The sequence below is a fragment of the Actinoplanes sp. NPDC024001 genome (genome assembly GCF_040638955.1).
Lineage (GTDB): Bacteria > Actinomycetota > Actinomycetes > Mycobacteriales > Micromonosporaceae > Actinoplanes.
On record NZ_JBEZZB010000057.1, the window covers coordinates 38,310 to 55,743 of the forward strand.

Annotated in this window: 16 protein-coding genes and 1 pseudogene; 13 read left to right on the forward strand and 4 right to left on the reverse strand. The window is 72.3% G+C overall.

Annotated elements, in window-relative coordinates; translation table 11 throughout:
* Nucleotides 1-214 precede the first annotated feature (214 nt).
* The 4 genes from AB0F81_RS22795 to AB0F81_RS22810 all read left to right on the forward strand — a co-directional run bounded on the left by AB0F81_RS22795 (nucleotide 215) and on the right by AB0F81_RS22810 (nucleotide 5,554).
* Nucleotides 215-1,417 carry a hypothetical protein gene (locus AB0F81_RS22795; RefSeq protein WP_360200366.1) on the forward strand — a complete coding sequence of 401 codons (1,203 nt, stop codon included), beginning with the start codon at nucleotides 215-217 and terminating at the stop codon, nucleotides 1,415-1,417.
* Between the two features lie 94 nt (nucleotides 1,418-1,511).
* Nucleotides 1,512-3,380, forward strand: coding sequence for a PAS domain-containing protein (locus tag AB0F81_RS22800; RefSeq protein WP_360200368.1), 1,869 nt, complete (start codon nucleotides 1,512-1,514; stop codon nucleotides 3,378-3,380).
* Between the two features lie 72 nt (nucleotides 3,381-3,452).
* Nucleotides 3,453-4,508, forward strand: a complete 1,056-nt coding sequence (locus AB0F81_RS22805; RefSeq protein WP_360200370.1) for a pectinesterase family protein — start codon at nucleotides 3,453-3,455, stop codon at nucleotides 4,506-4,508.
* Nucleotides 4,509-4,573: 65 nt separating this feature from the next.
* Nucleotides 4,574-5,554 carry a lipoprotein gene (locus AB0F81_RS22810; RefSeq protein ID WP_360200372.1) on the forward strand — a complete coding sequence of 327 codons (981 nt, stop codon included), beginning with the start codon at nucleotides 4,574-4,576 and terminating at the stop codon, nucleotides 5,552-5,554.
* On the opposite strand, the gene AB0F81_RS22815 is transcribed toward AB0F81_RS22810, so the two are convergent.
* The gene (locus tag AB0F81_RS22815; RefSeq protein WP_360200374.1) at nucleotides 5,555-6,217 is read right to left on the reverse strand and encodes a PaaI family thioesterase; all 663 of its coding nucleotides are present in this window, start codon (nucleotides 6,215-6,217) and stop codon (nucleotides 5,555-5,557) included.
* 136 nt (nucleotides 6,218-6,353) lie between these two features.
* Between AB0F81_RS22815 and kstD the strand changes: the two genes are divergently transcribed.
* The gene (gene kstD / locus AB0F81_RS22820) at nucleotides 6,354-7,982 is read left to right on the forward strand and encodes a 3-oxosteroid 1-dehydrogenase (protein ID WP_360200376.1); all 1,629 of its coding nucleotides are present in this window, start codon (nucleotides 6,354-6,356) and stop codon (nucleotides 7,980-7,982) included.
* Nucleotides 7,983-7,994: 12 nt separating this feature from the next.
* Nucleotides 7,995-8,426, forward strand: coding sequence for an SRPBCC family protein (locus AB0F81_RS22825; RefSeq protein ID WP_360200378.1), 432 nt, complete (start codon nucleotides 7,995-7,997; stop codon nucleotides 8,424-8,426).
* A gap of 3 nt (nucleotides 8,427-8,429) precedes the next feature.
* On the opposite strand, the gene kstR is transcribed toward AB0F81_RS22825, so the two are convergent.
* Entirely contained in the window at nucleotides 8,430-9,047 is a 618-nt protein-coding gene (gene kstR / locus AB0F81_RS22830) for a cholesterol catabolism transcriptional regulator KstR (RefSeq protein ID WP_360200380.1), read from the reverse strand.
* 101 nt (nucleotides 9,048-9,148) lie between these two features.
* On the opposite strand from kstR, the gene AB0F81_RS22835 reads away from it, so the two are divergent.
* The 6 genes and pseudogenes from AB0F81_RS22835 (at nucleotide 9,149) to AB0F81_RS22860 (ending at nucleotide 14,410) form a co-directional block, all read left to right on the forward strand.
* Nucleotides 9,149-10,219, forward strand: a complete 1,071-nt coding sequence (locus AB0F81_RS22835; protein WP_360200382.1) for an acyl-CoA dehydrogenase family protein — start codon at nucleotides 9,149-9,151, stop codon at nucleotides 10,217-10,219.
* Nucleotides 10,200-11,342 carry an acyl-CoA dehydrogenase family protein gene (locus tag AB0F81_RS22840; RefSeq protein WP_360200384.1) on the forward strand — a complete coding sequence of 381 codons (1,143 nt, stop codon included), beginning with the start codon at nucleotides 10,200-10,202 and terminating at the stop codon, nucleotides 11,340-11,342. Before AB0F81_RS22835 ends, AB0F81_RS22840 begins: the two co-directional genes overlap by 20 nt.
* Nucleotides 11,343-11,348: 6 nt before the next feature.
* Nucleotides 11,349-12,170 (forward strand): annotated as a pseudogene (locus AB0F81_RS22845) (OB-fold domain-containing protein); the annotation flags it as partial.
* Nucleotides 12,171-12,206: 36 nt separating this feature from the next.
* Nucleotides 12,207-12,557, forward strand: coding sequence for a MaoC/PaaZ C-terminal domain-containing protein (locus AB0F81_RS22850; protein WP_360200396.1), 351 nt, complete (start codon nucleotides 12,207-12,209; stop codon nucleotides 12,555-12,557).
* Nucleotides 12,554-13,699: a lipid-transfer protein gene (locus AB0F81_RS22855; protein WP_360200386.1), complete on the forward strand. Its 1,146-nt coding sequence runs from the start codon at nucleotides 12,554-12,556 to the stop codon at nucleotides 13,697-13,699. Before AB0F81_RS22850 ends, AB0F81_RS22855 begins: the two co-directional genes overlap by 4 nt.
* A gap of 132 nt (nucleotides 13,700-13,831) precedes the next feature.
* A complete protein-coding gene (locus AB0F81_RS22860; RefSeq protein ID WP_360200388.1) occupies nucleotides 13,832-14,410 on the forward strand; it encodes a hypothetical protein in 579 nt (192 codons plus the stop codon).
* 46 nt (nucleotides 14,411-14,456) lie between these two features.
* Here AB0F81_RS22860 and AB0F81_RS22865 read toward each other — a convergent pair whose 3' ends face one another.
* Nucleotides 14,457-15,644: a macrolide family glycosyltransferase gene (locus tag AB0F81_RS22865; protein WP_360200390.1), complete on the reverse strand. Its 1,188-nt coding sequence runs from the start codon at nucleotides 15,642-15,644 to the stop codon at nucleotides 14,457-14,459.
* A 102-nt stretch (nucleotides 15,645-15,746) separates the two neighbouring features.
* Between AB0F81_RS22865 and AB0F81_RS22870 the strand changes: the two genes are divergently transcribed.
* Nucleotides 15,747-16,319 carry a TetR/AcrR family transcriptional regulator gene (locus tag AB0F81_RS22870; RefSeq protein ID WP_360200392.1) on the forward strand — a complete coding sequence of 191 codons (573 nt, stop codon included), beginning with the start codon at nucleotides 15,747-15,749 and terminating at the stop codon, nucleotides 16,317-16,319.
* A gap of 71 nt (nucleotides 16,320-16,390) precedes the next feature.
* Here the strand turns inward: AB0F81_RS22870 and AB0F81_RS22875 are convergent.
* Nucleotides 16,391-17,434, reverse strand: a 1,044-nt coding sequence (locus AB0F81_RS22875) for an FAD-binding protein (RefSeq protein WP_360200394.1), incomplete at its 5' end; no start/stop codon positions are given.

Sequence of the window (17,434 nt, forward strand, 5' to 3'; positions counted from 1 at the left end):
GGCTCAACAGCCGAACGTGCGGTGGGTGCGATTCACCACACTCATCGTCGGCGTGCCGCGGCCGAAGGGACGGATAGGAGTCCCGGAGGTGATTTACCGGATGGTTCCGGAACAGGTCGGCGAGTGGGTACTGACCGAACTTCCCCGTCTCAATCGGGTGATCCTCAATGACCACGCCCCACCGGAGTTACTCGTCACGGAGCTAGAGGAGCACGTGCTGAGTCACCTCCCGGAGGTCACTCAGCTCAGCCCGCGGCAGGCCCAGCGCCTGGTCGTGCTGCTCGGTTTCGTCGGCGCCTCGGTGGCCCGGCACTACCAGGAGCACGTCACGGGCGGCATCGAGCACCCGGAGCACGCTTTCGACCGGTTGACCGTGGGTGCGGCGGAGATCCCGTTCCGGGCGTATTTCGCGGCGCTCGCCAAGCACACCGGCACCGGCCACTACGACCGGGACAGCTACGCCTCGCTGGTGCGCTGGAACGTCGGCACGATCCGGGTGCGCCTGCACGGCGAGGTGGTGGCCGAGCTGCCCGGACTGTTCGACGACGGCCGGATCCGCAGCTACACCGGCACGGTCGGCGAGGAACGCTTCTTCCTGCTGGTCAAGCAGGGCGAAGCGGTCGAGCTGGCGGTCAACGAGCTGCTGTGCCCGCTCACCCGGGAACGCGCCAGCCTGATCGGCGAGGACGCCCGCCATCGGGTACGCGAGGCGACCGTGCTGCTGGCCACCCTGCGCAAGCTGATGGTCGACTTCGCCGCCCTGCCGCCGGAGGAAACCATGCCGCCGGAGATGTTCATGGACGTGTTCCGGCAGTTCGCCGCGCACTGGACGCCGGACGACATCCCGCCCAGCGGCGCCCTCGACCCGGAGGCGCTGAAACGCGACTTCCTGCTGGGGCTCGCCATCGACGGCTACGACCAGCAGGCGCGGCGGCTCTTCCCGGCGCTGCTCGACCACGAGCGCGCCGAACTCGACGAGCTGATGAGCGGCCCCACCCTGCCGCAGCGGCTGCTCGCCGAGATCGGCACCGACGAGCACGAGCTGCGCCTGTCCGACGACGGTGACCTGCGCCGGCTGGTCGCGCACCACCCGGCCCTGATCGACTGGTACCGGCTGCTGGCGATGCACGCCCGGGCGTCCGGCGCGCACCTGATGCTGAGCAAGAAGTTCCTGTTCAAGCCGCAGCGCCGGCGGGACGAGGAGGGGATCGGGGATCGGCTGCTGGTCTCCAACCGGGCCGGCACCACGGGGATGACCGAGACCTTCCTGGAACGGGTGACCCGAGCGCGCCAGAATCACGCTCTCGCCCTGCTGCGCCCGGTGCTGATCGCCGAAAGCCCGGACAGCGGACCGGCGACGGCGGTACGTTCCGGTCGGGATGCGGGCACACCGGTCCTGGTGGAGCTGGCCGGCTGAGTTGACCGGGGGTGGGGTGAGACCACGTACCGGCGCCGGGGGGCGCCCGGATCGAAGCGACGGGCCGCTGCCGGAACTCGGCCGCGATCAGTTGATGGCGCTGATCGACCACACCTCCGCGGTCATCTACATGCGCGACGCCGACGGGCGCTACATGCTCGTCAACCGCGAGTACGAGCGCCTGTTCGGCCTGCGCCGCGAGGACATCGTCGGCCTGACCGACCACGACCTGTTCCCGGTGGACGTGGCGGACGCCTTCCGCACCAACGACCTGCAGGCGCTGGCCGGTGGGGTGCCGGTGCAGATGGAGGAGCATGCGCCCGGCGAGGACGACGACGTCCGCACCTACCTCACGGTCAAGTTCCCGCTGATCGACGAGGCGGGCACGGCGTACGCGGTGGCCGGCATCTCGACCGACATCACCGAGCGCAGCCGGGCCGAGGCCGCCCTGCGCGACAGCGAGGAGCGGTTCCGGCTGCTCGCCGAGCACGCGCAGGACATCATCTTCCGATACCGGCTGGAGCCGGAGCCGGCGATGGAGTACCTGAGCCGGGCCGTGGAGTCGATCACCGGGCACACCGCGGAGGAGTTCTACGCCGACCCGCGGCTGATCTTCCACTGCGTCGACCCGGAGGACCGGCCGATCTTCGAGCAGTCGTGGCGCAATCCGCGGCCGGGGACGATCACCGTACGCCTGCACCGCGGCAATGATCAGGCCTGGATCGAGCAGCGGGCCAGCACGGTCGTCGACGAGACCGGCCGGGTGGTCGCGGTGGAGGGCATCCTGCGCGACGTCACCGAGCGGCTGGCCGCCGAGCGCGAGCGCGCCGAGCTGGAGCAGCAGCTGCGCCAGGCGGAACGACTGGACTCGCTGGGCCAGCTGGCCGGCGGCATCGCGCACGACTTCAACAACATCCTGGCGGTGATCGCCGGCTATGCCGACATGCTGGTCGAGGAGCTGGGTGAGGATCACCCCAGCGCACCGGACGCGGCCGGGATCAAGCAGGCCGCGGCCCGCGGCGGCGCGCTCACCCGCCAGCTGCTGATCTTCAGCCGGTCCGAGCCGTCGCAGCCGGAGATGCTCGACCTGAACGCGGTGGCCGTCGACATGCAACGGCTGCTGGGCCGGACCCTCGGCGAGGACATCGAGGTGAGCACGGTGCTCGCGCCGGATCTGCCGGCGATCGTGATGGACCGCAGCAAGCTGGAGCAGGTGCTGATGAACGCGGCGCTCAACGCGCGGGCGGCGATGCCCTCCGGCGGGCGCCTGACGATCAGCACGGCGCTGGAGCACGACGGCGGCGGCGACGACCTGGTCTGTCTCGCGGTCACCGACACCGGTGTGGGGATGCCGCCGGAGGTGCTGGCCCGGGCGTTCGAGCCGTTCTACACCACGCGCGGGCGGGGCAGCGGCACCGGTCTGGGCCTGGCCACCGCGTACGGGGTGGTGACCGACGCGGGCGGCACGATCAGCCTGGAGTCGGAGCCGGGCCGGGGCACGACGCTGCGGGTGCGCCTGCCCGCCGGCACGTCCTCCACCCAGGCGGTGAGCCCGGCGGCCCCGACCGCGCCGGTGCTGGCCGGTGACGGCTGGCGGATCCTGGTGGTCGAGGACGAGGAGGCGGTCCGCGACATCGTCTGCCGGCTGCTGCGCAAGTCCGGTTACCAGGTGTTCGCGGCCGCCAACCCGGCCGAGGCGCTGCGGTTGTGCCGCGACGAGGACCTGGCCTACGACGTGCTGCTCACCGACGTGATCATGCCGGGGATGTCGGGCACCCAGCTCGCCGCGGAGTTGCGGCGGGACCGGCCCGGCCTGCCGGTGCTGTTCATGTCGGGATACACCAGCGGTCCCGCGCCCGGTGGCCAGGAGCTGCCGGCCGACGCGCCGCTGATCCGCAAGCCGTTCGAGACGCAGACCCTGCTGAACGAGGTGCACCGGCTGGTCAGTTCCCGGGTGCACTGACGTTCATTGACGCCGCTGGATGATTGTCCTACGGTGCTCCAGGAAAGCCCTTTCCTGCAGCTAAGGATCCCCATGCGTCGTCGCACCTTCCTGCATGTCTCGACCAGCATCAGCGCCGTCGCCGCCACCGGCATGATCGGCGCCCGTCCCGCCGTGGCCGGTCCGCGCCCCCACCTGATCGTCGCCGCCGACGGCACCGGCGATCACACCGGCATCCAGGCCGCGATCGACGCCGTGCCCAGCGGCAACGCGCGGCCCTTCGTGATCGGCGTGCGCCCCGGCACGTACCTCGGTCAGGTGATCATCGGGAAGGACAAGCCGCTGATCGAGCTGCGCGGTCTCGGCCGCCGGCCCGACGACGTGCTGATCGCCGACAACCGCGCCAACGGCACCCCGAAACCGGAGGGCGGCACCTGGGGCACCTCCGGCAGCGCCTCGGTCACCGTCGACGGCGCCGGGCTGCGAGCCGTCAACCTGACCTTCGCGAACCTCTTCGACGAGGCGGCCCACCCGGAGATCACCAACCGGCAGGCGGTGGCCGTCCTGACCCGCGCCGACCGCCTCGTCTTCGACCGGGTCCGCTTCCTCGGCAACCAGGACACGCTCTATGTCAACAGCAGCGCCGCCGGTGTGGTCGCCCGGGCGTACTTCCGCGACTGCTACGTCGAGGGCGACGTCGACTTCATCTTCGGCCGCGCGACCGCGGTCTTCGACCGCTGCCGCATCCACTCGCTCGACCGCGCCGGCACGCCGGCCGGCTACGTCACGGCCCCCAGCACGGACATCACCAATCCGTACGGGCTGCTGTTCACCCGTTGCCGCTTCACCTCGGACGCGCCCGCCGGCAGTGTCTTCCTCGGCCGGCCGTGGCATCCGGGCAACGACCCCGGCGCCATCGGGCAGACGATCATCCGCGAGTCGTCGATCGGCGCCCACATCCCGCCCACCGCCTGGTCCGACTTCGGCACGTGGCCCTGGGCCGACGCCCGCTTCGCCGAATACCGCAACTACGGCCCCGGCGCCCACCGCTGCGCCGACCGCCCCCAGCTGACCGCCGCCGAGGCCGCCGGGTACACCGCGACGACTTTCCTGCGCGGTGCCGACGACTGGGCCCCTCACCTGTGTTGATTCCCATAGGCATATTGATGGCGGCCACAGTCGGCACGGTCTAAGCTCCGGACCTCGTGAACATCGTGACGAAGCACGCACGGGGGCGTGGTGCCGTGATAGCGGCCGCAGCCTCGTCCATCCTCTTTCTGACCGGCTGCAACAACGCCGAACCGGCGACCCGGACCGAGGCCGGCGCGCCCGCCTCGGCGGCCGCCACGGGTGACCTGACCGCGGACTGCACCACCGCGGTCGGCGCGTTCCGGGAGCTGTTCAAGGACCTGATCACCGGGGCCGCCGGCGACAACGAGAAGGAGGGCGTCCGCAAGGCGCTCACCGACTATGCCGCCAAGGCCCGCGAGCATGCCGCCACGGTGTCCGACCCGGCGCTGAAGGCCGCCATCGAGAAGAACGCCGCGGGCGCCGAGAAGGTGGCCCAGTCCGCGGATCCCAGCGAGCTGGAGGACCCCGAGTTCGACGCGGCCACCGCCGAGCTGGAAAAGGTCTGCGAGGACGCGCTCACGCCGAGCGCCGACCCCAGCGCGCCCACCGAGACCATCGGCGCCGCCGGCAGCGCCTGCGAGATGCCGGTCAGCTTCGACCTGGTCGCGCTCTGGAAGCCCAAGGCGGTCGACCTCGCCGAGCTGGGTGAGGCGGCGGACCTGTTCCGGGTCGGCCCGTTCGAGGTGGTGTGCGAGGTGGACGCCAAGCCGGCCGGCGAGGTCGGCTTCGTGCGGGTCTACCTGTCGAAGAAGACCGCCGGAACCCCGCGCGAGCACCTGGAGAAGTTCGTCGCCGCCGACGGCAAGGAGGCCCGGGACGCCGGCAACGCCGAGGTGCGCAAGACCACGTACTCCAAGATCACGGTCGACGGGAAGCCGGCCGCCGAGGTCACCTGGGAGCCGTACAACAAGTCGCTGGACCATGCGAGCAAGTACTCGGCGTTCGCGGTGAAGACGCCGAAGGGTGTGGTCGTGGTGAAGCTGTCGCCGTTCGGCGCCGACGAGCACGCCAACGTGCTGCCCGCCTACGAGCTGGCCAAGAAGACCCTGAAGATCAACAAGTAGTCAGTCGGTGTGGTATCGGCTCGTGGCGATGACCGGGCCGAACAGCCGCCGGGCCTGATCGGCCCGCAGGGCGACGAAGACGCCGGTCGCCTCGACCAGGGTCGTGCCGGGATCGTCGGCGGTCGTGATGCGACCGCCGGCGGTCACCCGGCGCCCGTCGATCCCCTGGACCGAGGCGGTCAGCCGCAGCGGGGTGCGCAGCGGGACCGGCTTGCGGTACGTCATGTCCAGCCGCACCGTCATGCCGGGGTGGCCGGACAGCCCCACCGCGTAGCCCAGGATCTGGTCGAGCAGCATCGCGCTCACCCCACCGTGCGCGTAGGTCGGCGGGCCCTCGAAGGCCATGCCCAGCGTGCAGGCGCCGACCGCCGTGCCGTCCTCGGCCTCGATATGCAGCGGCGGCGCCAGGGCGCTGCCCTTGCCGGTGACCGGGTTGTACATCCGCACGCCGCGGCGCAGGTCGTCGGCGGTCGAGGGCACCGAGCGGTCGCGGGTGCGCTCGGCCAGCGGCGCGGTGGCCTGCCGGATGAGCTCGGCGGCGCGCAGCAGCTCCTCGGCCGGCGCCTCGGTGGTCGTCGCGCTGTCCACGAGCAGCCGCAGGGCGTCGCCCAGTTCGCTGATCGCCGCACGGCGCTGTAGCAGTCCGTCCACAACCTCGGTCACTGAAACCCCTGCCCGCAGATGGCTGAACAGAATCAGGTTCTACCAAGGCTGCGGCCGCCAGCCCTCGCGCACCTAGTGAATCTTCTCACACTGCTATAACCTGTTCTAGTTATTGCACCCGGCGGATGGGGCAACCATGGCGGTCACCGTGGAGTACGACGCGGTCGTGGTGGGCGCCGGTGCGGCCGGCATGACGGCGGCGCTGGCGACGGCCCGCAGCGGGCTGAGCACCCTGGTGATCGAGAAAGCCCCCGTCTACGGCGGATCCACCGCCCGCTCCGGCGCCGGCATCTGGATCCCGAACAACGAGGTGATCCTGGCCGCCGGGGTGCCCGACACCCCGGCCAAGGCGGACACCTACCTGGCGGCCGTGGTCGGTCCCGAGGTCCCCGCCGCCCGCCGGCAGGCGTTCCTGGCCAACGGCCCGCGCGCGATCTCGTTCCTGCTGCGCCACACCCCGCTGCGGTTCTCCTGGATGCAGGGCTACCCCGACTACTACCCGGAGCTGCCCGGCGGGATGCCGCAGGGCCGGTCCATCGAGCCGCAGGCCCTCGACGCGAACATCCTCGGCGCCGAGTACGCCAAGCTGAACCCCTCCTACGTGCCCACCCCGCCCGGCACGGTCGTCTACGACGTCGACTACAAGTGGCTGTCCCTGATCGCCCGCCACCCGCGCGGCGTCGCCACCGCCACCGAGATCGTCTGGCGTTACCTGCAGCTGTCCGCGCAGGGGCAGAAACCGATCAGCATGGGCCAGGCCCTGGCCGGCGGGCTGCGGGCCGGCCTGCTCGCCGCCGGCGTGCCGGTCTGGCTGGACACCCCGCTGCTCGACCTGCACGTGGAGAACGGCCGGGTGGCCGGGGTGGTGGCCCGCCGCGACGGCCAGGAGATCCTGATCCGGGCCCGGCGCGGCACCGTCATCGGCAGCGGCGGGTTCGAGCACAACGAGCGGATGCGCAAGCAGTACCAGCAGGCGCCGATCGGTACGGACTGGACGGTCGGCGCGGCGAGCAACACCGGCGACGGCATCGAGGCGGGGGAGCGAGCCGGCGCCGCGCTCGGCCTGATGGACGACGCCTGGTGGGGCCCGATGATCCCGCTGCCGGACGGCCCCTGGTTCTGCCTGTCCGAGCGCACCCTGCCCGGCACGATCTTCGTCAACCAGGCCGGGCAGCGGTTCGTCAACGAGGCCGCCCCGTACAGCGACGTGGTCCACGTGATGTACGAGAAGGGCCACATCCCGTGCTGGATGATCACCGACCAGGAGTACCGCAACCGCTACCTGTTCAAGGACCTGGCCCCGCTGCTGCCCTACCCCGAGGGCTGGTACCGGGCCAAGGACTGGACCATCGGCGGGCTGGCCGCCAAGATCGGCGTGCCGGCGGCCGCGCTGCGGGCCACGGTCGAGCGGTTCAACGCCCAGGCCAGAGCCGGGCGTGACCCCGACCACCGCCGCGGCGACAGCGCCTACGACGCGTACTTCGCCGACCCCACCAACCAGCCCAGCCCGTGCCTGACGCCGATCTGGCTGCCGCCGTTCTACGCCTTCACCATCGTGCCCGGCGATCTGGGCACCAAGGGTGGCCTGGTCACCGACGCGCGGGCCCGGGTGCTGCGCCCGGACGGCTCGGTGATCCCGGGCCTGTACGCGGCGGGCAACGCCAGCGCGGCCGTGATGGGGCGCAGTTACGCCGGCGCCGGTTCCACCCTCGGCCCCGCGATGACCTTCGGCTACGTCGCCGGAATGGATCTTGTCAGCGGATAAAGGAGGACAGCGATGCCCAAGGTCAGCGTCACGACCGTCACCACGGCCGACCCGGAACGGGTGTACCAGGTTCTGGCCGACCCGGCCCGGACCCCTGAGTGGAACGACATGCACCAGGGCTTCACCGGCGACGTGCCGGCCACCCTCACCGAGGGCGCCACGTACAAGCAGAAGGTGAAGCTGATGGGCATGCCCGCCGAGATGGCCTGGAAGGTCGTGGCGGCGGACGCCGGGAAGGTGCTCGAGCAGGCCGGCGACGGCCCGATGGGCGTGAAGTCGAAGAACCGCTTCCTGCTCGAACCGTCCGGGGGCGGCACCCAGATCACCTACGACATGGAGTTCGCCGGCCCGGCCCTGAACGGCCCGATGGCCGCCATGCTGGAGAAGCAGGCAGCGCCCGCCGCGAAGCAGGCGCTGGAGAAGTTGAAAGGCTTGGTGGAATAGACCTCAGTGGAGTAGCAGCCGGGTCGCCAGCTCCAGGTGGTTGACCACGTCGTTCGCCGAGGCGCGGCGGGTCACCCAGGCCACCAGGTTGGACAGCCAGACGTCACCGATCACCCGCGCTTTCGCCCGGTCGTCCGCGGTCGGCTCGCCGTCGTGGACGGCGCGGGTGACCATCTCCTCCATCAGGCGGGCCACCGCGTTGACCTCGGCGCTGGCCGACGGGTCGGCGAACATGAAGGCGCGGGTCATCGCCTCGGCCAGCAGCGGATCGCGCTGCAGCGACCGGGTCATCAGGCCCAGCACGTAGATGGTCCGCTCGTAGGGCGTGTCACCGGGCAGCGGCTTGCGGGTCAGCTTGTCCTGGATCGCCTCCAGCTCCAGGGCGAGCGCCGACACCAGCAGGTGGATCTTCGAGGGGAAATAGCGATAGAGGGTGCCGAGGGCGACCTCGGCCTTCTCCGCGACGGTGCGCATCTGCACCGCGTCATAGCCGCCCTTGGACGCCAGCGCCAGGGTGGCCTCCAGAATCCGCCGCCGCCGGTCGCGCTGCGCCGCCGAGCCCTGCTCGACCTCCGCGCCGGAGAGAGCGCCCCGGTTGGTACTCGTTCTCGCTGTCGCCATGGTTGCCCTTTCGCCTCTGAATCAAGCCTAGCAACGGCGCGTTGCGTACCCGTGTCACCCATCGGTGGCGCGCCGAAACTGAAACATGTTCTAATCGCTGCATGGATTTCCGGCCGGACGAGACGCAGCAGGCGATCATCCGGCTCGCCGGCGAGGTTCTCGACGGCGGCGCCGACTCCCCGGAGAAGGCCTGGGCCGGCCTCGGGCAGGCCGGGCTGCTCACCCTCGCGGCGCCCAGCCGGCTCGGCGGCGCCGGCCTCGGTGCGCTGGAGACGGCGCTCGTGCTCACCGAGATCGGCCGCCGCGCCCTCGACGTCCCGCTGCCCCGGCTGCTCGGCCTCGGCCTGCTGCCGGTGACCCGCTGGGGCACCGAGCAGCAGCAGGACGAACTGCTCGCCGACGGGCGCACCCTGACCGCGGCCATCGCCGAGCCCGGCGACCCGCTGCCGGGCACACCCCGGACCGTCGCCACCGCGGACTGGCGGGTCACCGGCGTCAAGACCGGCGTGGGCGAGGCCGACCGCATTCTGGTCACGGTCAGCGCCGGCCCGGTCCCGGCCGTCGCGATTATCGATCCGGCGACGCCCGGCGTCACCCGCGACGGCTCCCTCCTGCGCCTCGACCAGGCCCAGGCCCAGCCGCTGGGCGAGGCCCGGCCGCCGGCGCGGCCGCAGGACGAGGGCCGGCCGCAAGCCCGGCACGACGCCGCCGGCGGGGCGGACTGCTATGCCGACCTGCATCGGTACGCGGTGAGCGCCGCCTGTGCCCTCGGCGACGGGGCGGTGGCCGGCGCCCTCACGCTGACCGCCGGGCACGTGCGCACGCGCCACCAGTTCGGCCGTCCGCTCGCCACCTTCCAGGCCGTCGCCCAGCAGATCGCCGACGTCTACGTCACCAGCCGCACCCTGCACCTGGCCGCCCTGGCCGCCGCCTGGAACCTGAGCACCGGCCGCCCCGCCGACGACGACCTGCAGGTGGCCGCGCAGTGGCTCACCGCCGAGGCGCCACCGGCCACCCGCACCTGCCACCACCTGCACGGCGGGCTCGGGCTGTCCGCCGACTACCCGCTGCACCGGTACACCGCCCTGATCCGCGACCTGGTGCGGTTCCTCGGCGGCAGCGAGTACCGGCTCCAGACGCTGGGGGAGCGCCTTGTTCATCGACGTGACTGACGAGCAACGGGCGCTGCGCGACGAGCTCCGGGCGTACCTGAAAGCGGTGTTGACCCCGGCGCAGCGCGCCGTGCTCCTGCGCGAACGGCACGGACGCGCCCATCGTGACCTGGTGTCGCGCCTGGGCCGCGACGGCTGGCTCGGCCTCGGCTTCCCGGTGGAGTACGGCGGCCGCGGCCTAGGCCCGGCCGAGCAGCAGATCCTGGTCAACGAGGCGGCCCGCGCCGACGTGCCGCTGCCCGCCGTCACCCTGCAGACCGTCGCGCCCACCCTGCTGGCGCACGGCACCGACGAGCAGAAGGACCACTTCCTGCCGCGCATCCTCGCCGGCGAGGTGCACTTCGCGATCGGCTACACCGAGCCGGAGGCCGGCACCGACCTGGCCGCGCTGCGCACCCGCGCCGTCCGGCAGGGCGACGAATACCTGGTCAACGGGCAGAAGACGTTCACCACCGGGGCGCACGACGCCGACTACCTGTGGCTGGCCTGCCGCACCGATCCGGACGCGCCCCGCCACCGCGGCCTGTCCGTGCTGATCGTCGACACCAGCGACCCCGGCTACTCGTGGACACCGATCATCACCTGCGACGGGGCGCACCACGTCAACGCCACCTACCTGGTCGACGTGCGGGTGCCGGTCAGCCGGCGGGTCGGCCCGGAGAACGGCGGCTGGCGGCTGCTCACCGCGCAGCTCAACCACGAGCGCGTCATGCTCGGCCCGGCCGGCCGGCTCGGCGCCCTCTTCGACCGGGTGCGCGAGTGGGCGTACGCCACCGGGACCGACGGCAATGCCGACGTCCGCCGCGCTCTGGCCCGGACCGGCGCTGCGCTCCGCGTGAACGAACTGCTCAACTGGCAGGTCGCCGGCGCCGACCCGGGCCCGGCCGACGCCTCCGCCACCAAGGTCTTCGCCTCCGAGCGGCTGCTGCGGCTGGGCAGCGAGCTCGAAGAGCTCGTGGACCGCTACGGCGACCCGGCCGACCCGGACACCGCGGCCCTGCGCGACTGGCTGGACCTGCAGGCCAAGCGCAACCTGGTGCTGACCTTCGGCGGCGGTGTCAACGAGATCCAGCGCGAGATCATCGCGAGCGCGGGCCTCGGCCTGCCCCGAGTGCCGAGGTAGGTGCAGATGATCACCGAGACCGCCGAGCGTCTGCGGCAGGCCGGCCAGACCGGCCCGCGGGCCGGCCGTGACCCGGTCAACCTGCCGATGATCCGCAGCTGGCTGGAGGCGATGGGCGACACCAACCCCGCCTACGAGCGTGACGGGCTCGCCCCGCCCGCGATGATCCAGGTCTGGACCATGCGCGGCCTGCGTCCCGCGCCGGACGAGCAGGATCCGCTCGGCGTGATGTCGGACCTGCTGGACGCGCAGGGGTTCTCCGCCGTCGTCGCCACCGACTCCGAACAGACCTACCACCGCTACCTGCGGGTCGGTGAGGAGGTGACGGTCCGCAGCCGCCTGGAGTCGGTGACCGGGCCGAAACGGACCGCGCTGGGTGAGGGGTGGTTCGTCACCACGATCAGCACCTGGTTCGTGGGCGACGAGCCCGTGGCCGACATGCGGTTCCGGATCCTGCGCTATCGGCCCGCTCCTGTGGTGCGCGAACCGGACTCGACGACGCTGCGGCCGGTGATCACCGCGGACACCGCGTTCTTCTGGGACGGCGTGGAGGCCGGTGAGCTGCGCATCCAGCGCTGCGGCGAGTGCCGCGCGCTGCGCCACCCACCCGGTCCGGCCTGCCCGGCCTGCGGCGCCACCAAGCCGGAGTACGCGGTTGCGGCCGGCACCGGGCGGGTGCACAGCTTCGTGGTGCACCACCATCCGCCGATCCCGGGCCGGCGGGGTCCGTTCGTGGTGGCCCTGGTCGACCTTCCCGAGGGGGTCCGGATGGTCGGCGAGTTCCGCGGGCCGCGGCCGGCCATCGGCGACGCGGTGCGGGTCTTCTTCGACCAGGGCCTGCCGGTCTGGCGGCCGGACCGGCCGGTGCTGCCCACCTGGGAGCTGCCGGTCACGCCGACGCTGATCATCAGCACCGCGCTGGCGACCCGCGACTTCCAGAACGTGCACCACGATCGGGACGCCGCGGTCCGGCTCGGCGGGAAGGACATCTTCCTGAACATCCTCAGCACCACCGGGCTGGTCCAGCGCTACGTCACCGACTGGGCCGGGCCGGGCGCCGTGGTGCGGTCCATCGCGATCCGGCTCGGCACGCCGTGCCACGCCTACGACACGCTCACCTTCACCGGGCAGGTCGCCGGCGACGGTGAGGTGGAGGTCGCCGGGCGTACCGCCACCGGCGTGCACGTGACCGGAACAGTGCGGGTGACCTCGTGATCAGCGGGTCCGCCGCGATCGCGGGAATCGGCGCCACCGAGTTCTCCAAGGACTCCGGCCGCAGCGAACTGCGCCTGGCCGCCGAGGCCGTGCGCGCCGCCCTCGACGACGCCGGCCTGCGGCCCGGCGACGTCTCCGGCCTGGTCACCTTCACCATGGACAGCAACGCCGAGATCGCCGTCGCGCGCGAGCTGGGCATCGGCGAGCTGACCTTCATGAGCCGCATTCCGTACGGCGGAGGCGCCGCCTGCGCCGTCGTGCAGCAGGCCGTGCTCGCCGTCACCGCCGGGATCGCCGACGTGGTGGTCTGCTACCGCGCCCTCAACGAGCGGTCCGGCCGCCGGTTCGGGCAGGCCGTCGCCTCCCCGGACGTCGACTCCGGCTGGCACCACCCGATGGGGCTGGCCACGCCCGCCGCGATGGTCGCCATGATCGCCCAGCGGTACCTGCACGACTACGGCGCCACCACCGACGACTTCGGCCGGGTCACCGTCGCTGCCCGCCGGCACGCGGCGACCAACCCGTACGCGTGGTTCCACGGCCGGCCGATCACCCTCGACGAGCACCGCTCCTCCCGGTGGATCGCCGAGCCGCTGCGGCTGCTCGACTGCTGCCAGGAGAGCGACGGCGCGGTCGCCCTCGTGGTCACCTCGCTCGACCGGGCCCGCGACCTGGCCCGGCCACCGGCCGTGATCGCGGCCGCCGCCCAGGGCAGTGGCGCCGGGCAGTTCGTGATGACCAGCTACTACCGCGACGACGTGGCAGCCCTGCCGGAGATGGGCGTGGTGGCCCGCCAGCTGTGGGACCAGTCCGGATACGTCCCGCAGGACGTGCGCACCGCGGTGCTCTACGACCACTTCACCCCGTACGTGCTGATGCAGCTGGAGGAACTGGGGTTCTGCGGCCGGGGCGAGGCCCGGCACCTGATCGCCGGCGGCGGGATCGAACTCGGCGGGCGGCTGCCGGTCAACCCGCACGGCGGGCAGCTGGGGGAGGCCTACATCCACGGCATGAACGGCATCGCCGAAGGGGTCCGGCAGGTCCGCGGCACCGCCGTCAACCAGGTCCCCGGCGACGGTCCGGTGCTGGTCACCGCCGGCACCGGCGTGCCCACCAGCGGCCTGATCCTCACCGCTGCCTGATCGGTCAGACTCGGCCGTCCGTTCCGGCAGCGGGTGGGTCCGGGGTTCCGTACCGCTGGACGATCTTTCATATGCTGTGGCGCGATGCGGCCCGGCAGGGGCGGCCGCCGGTGCCGTACGGGGAATACAGTCTTGTCGAAACGAGCCGTTCTGCTCACCACCGTCCCGATGATGGCGATCGCGCTCGTCGCCGGCTGCACCTCGGACTCCGAGCCCGAGCCGCAGCCCACCACCGCCGTCGAGGGCGGCGCCGCGGCCGTGGACAAGCCCAACACGGTCGCGTCGATCGGCGACAAGGTCACGTGGGAGCGCTTCGTCGAGCCCTGCAAGTCCGGCGAGCTGGTCGTCGTGCAGGACGTCGCCGCCGGTGACCTGACCGGCGACGGCGCGGCCGACGCCGCCGTGGCGCGCGCGTGCGAGGGCGTCGACGAGTACGGCCCCTCGACCGTCGAGGTCTTCGACGGCGCCTCCTCGGTCGACCAGCCCAAGCGCGTCGGCACCCTGCTCAGCGACGCCGGCACCGACAAGCCGTATGTGGACTCGGTCGCCTTCACCGGCGGCGCCCTGGTGATCAAGGCCAACGGCGTCGACGAGACCAGCGACGCGGCGTGCCCCGAGGTGGTCTTCACCTACCAGTACAAGTTCGCCGACGGCGCCTTCAAGCAGGAGAAGCGCGAGACCGTCCCGGACGAGACCTGCGGCCCCGAGTGAACCCACGGTGAGATGGGGGACGCGGCGCGCGCCGCGTCCCCCCATCTCACACGGTCGTGGCGGCGGGCAGCGCTGCCTCGATCAGGTCGGCGGCGCGGTCGGCGCCCCCGTTCGTCCGCAACTCCTCCCTGATCTCCGCGCATCGCGCGGCGACCGCCGGGTCGCTCGTGAGCTGCAGCAACGCCTTCCGCAGCTCGTCGGCGGTGACCGTCGCCGAGTCCACCACCCGGCCGACGCCGAGGGCGGCCAACTGCTCGGCGTTGGCGAACTGGTCGGCCGCCTGCGGCGCCGCGATCATCGGGACCCCGCAGTAGAGGCCCTCGCTGCTGCCGCCCATCCCGGCGTGCGTGAGGAAGGCGTCAGCCTGCTCCAGGATCGCCAGCTGCGGCACCCACGAATGCACCTCGACGCTCTCCGGCACCTCACCCAGCTCGGCCGGGTCGACCTGGCTGCCGATCTGCAGCACGGTGTGCCAGCCGGGCAGCGAGCCGAAGGCCGCGACGGCCCGCCGGTAGAAGTCCGGATGCTTCGTGAACGCCGACCCGAGCGAGACGAGCAGCACCTTCTCCGCCCCGGCCGGCCGGCTCCAGGTGCCCTGCGCGGACCGGTCGCCGAGGATCGGGCCGACGAAGTCGTAGACGGCCGGATCCACCCGGTCCGCGTTCATCTGCAGGGCGCGCGGGATCAGGGCCAGGCTGCGCTCGGGCCGCCCCATGAAGGCCGGACCGTCGATGACCGACGAACCGGACTCGGTCAGCCAGGCGGTGAACCGCCGGTAGTACTCGGCGCCTCGGGGATCGGCCCGCATGGCCTCGATCATCGGTGCCATGTCCTGCTCGTAGCCGTCCCACGCGACGAACGTGGGTGACAGCTGGATGGCCGGAACGCCCCACTCCTCGGCGAGGATCCGCGCCGGCGCCCCGGCGATGTCGTAGAGGAACAGGTCGGGCCGATCGTCCTGATAGGCGGCGCGCAGCTGCGGCAGCATCGCGATCGCGTCGTCCAGAAAGAGCGTGACCTGGTCGATGTCGTCACCCGCCCACCCGTCGTTGGTGGTCGGCAGCGTCGACTCGTAGGGCTTCAGCTCGGCCCCGGCGCCCTGGACCGTGCCGGCGAACGAGGTGGCGTTGGCGTAGGTGACCCGATGACCGCGCGCGACCAGCGTGCGCACGATCTCCAGGCTCGGGTTGACGTGCCCGTGGGCGGGGATGCTGACCATGGCGATGTGCGGCACGGAAAATCCTCTCGTTTGAACGAGACGCTACGTCTCGTCTCGAAAGAAGGTAGCACATCGAGAGACGCAACGTCTCGTCTCATTTCCGGTACGCTCACCGTCGTGACCACCACCCCACGCCGCAACGAGCGCTCGCGCCGCGCGATCCTCGACGCCGCCCTGCAGCTGCTCTCCGAGACCGGCTACCCGGATCTGACCATCGAGGCCATCGCCGCCCGCGCCGGCGTCGGCAAGCAGACGATCTACCGCTGGTGGCGCGGCAAGGGCGCGGTCATCCTCGAGGCGCTGACCGACACCGCCGCCGAGCCGGCGGCCCTGCCCGACACCGGCGACCTGCGCGCCGACCTGCGCACCGTCATCCGGGCCACGGTCGCCGAGTTCGCCGACCCGAAGCTGTCGGCCACCACCCGGGCCATCACCATCGAGACGCTCTCCGACGAGGCCCTCGCCGAGCAGGTCCGCGACCAGCTCCTGCGGCCCCAGCTCGACTCGGTCAAGGACCGGCTGCGCGCCGGCCAGGCCGCCGGCCAGGCCCGGCCCGGCCTCGATCTCGACCTGACGGTCGAGCTTCTCTTCGGCCCCCTCTATCACCGCTGGTTGCTGCGCAACGGTCCGCTCACCGAGGCGTACGCCGACGACCTCGTCGACCTGGCGATGTCCGCCATCGCCCCGTGAGCGGTGCCGGCTCGGGGTGCTGAGCTGCAAGATCCTGGCGGGCTACGGCCCGGCCGGCGACCTCGGCGAGGTCAGCCGCTGGTGACGGTCACGTCGGCCATGTCCAGGGCGGCCAGGTAGCCGAAGGTCATCGCCGGGCCGAGGGTGGCCCCGGCGCCGGCGTAACCGCGGCCCATCACGGTGGCGCTGGCGTTGCCGGCCGCATAGAGGCCGGCGATCGCGGTGCCGTCGTCGCGCAGCACCCGGGCGTGCTCGTCGGTGCGCAGCCCGCCCTTGGTGCCCAGGTCGCCCGGCACCAGCGAGAACGCGTAGAACGGCGGCTTGCGCAGGGCGCCGAGGCACGGGTTCGGCCGCTGCCGCGGGTCGCCGTAGTAGCGGTCGTACGCCGAGACGCCCCGGCCGAAGTCGTCGTCCGTACCCCGGTCGGCGAAGCCGTTGAACCGCTCGACCGTGGCGCGCAGCGCCGCGGCCGGGACCGCGATGCGCTGAGCGAGGTCGTCGAGGGTGTCCGCCCGGTGGGCGATGCCCGCGTCGAACCAGCGGCGCGGCAGCGGCGCCCGCGGCGCCCGCCCGGCGAACAGGTACCGATCGCGGTAGGACTGGTCGGTGACCAGCCAGGACGGCAGGTGCGACCCGGTGCCGTCGCGGCCGAGCATCGCGTGCACGGCCTCCAGATAGGGCGCCGCCTCGTTGACGAACCGGCGGCCGGTGCCGTCCACGATCAGGCTGCCCGGCAGGTTGCGTTCGGCCAGGCAGAAGTACGCCCCGCCGGTGAGCGGCAGCGACGGCCCCCACCACGCCTCGTCCATCAGATCGAGCGCTGCCCCGAGCCGTTGCCCGGCCTCGATGCCGTCGCCGGTGTTGCCGCCGGCGCCGACCGTCCAGGCGGCCCCGAGCCCCTGGTGGCGGCGGCGCATCGCCTCGTTCTGCTCGAACCCGCCGCTGGCCAGCAGCACCCCGCGCCGCGCGGTGATCACCCGGTCGCCGCACCGGATCCCGGTGACCCGGTCCTGCTCGACGACCAGATCGGTGAGCGCGGTGTCCAGCAGCACCGGCACCCCGGCGCGCCGCAGCCCGGCCCGCAGCCCCGCCGCGAGGGCCTGCCCCATGGTCAG

Excerpts from the sequence above, each read along its gene's own strand:
- AB0F81_RS22800 (WP_360200368.1), top strand. The coding sequence starts at position 1,512 with ATGGCGCTGATCGACCACACCTCCGCGGTCATCTACATGCGCGACGCC.
- AB0F81_RS22805 (WP_360200370.1), top strand. The coding sequence starts at position 3,453 with ATGCGTCGTCGCACCTTCCTGCATGTCTCGACCAGCATCAGCGCCGTC.
- kstD (WP_360200376.1), top strand. The coding sequence starts at position 6,354 with ATGGCGGTCACCGTGGAGTACGACGCGGTCGTGGTGGGCGCCGGTGCG.
- AB0F81_RS22825 (WP_360200378.1), top strand. The coding sequence starts at position 7,995 with ATGCCCAAGGTCAGCGTCACGACCGTCACCACGGCCGACCCGGAACGG.
- kstR (WP_360200380.1), bottom strand. The coding sequence starts at position 9,047 with ATGGCGACAGCGAGAACGAGTACCAACCGGGGCGCTCTCTCCGGCGCG.
- AB0F81_RS22835 (WP_360200382.1), top strand. The coding sequence starts at position 9,149 with ATGGATTTCCGGCCGGACGAGACGCAGCAGGCGATCATCCGGCTCGCC.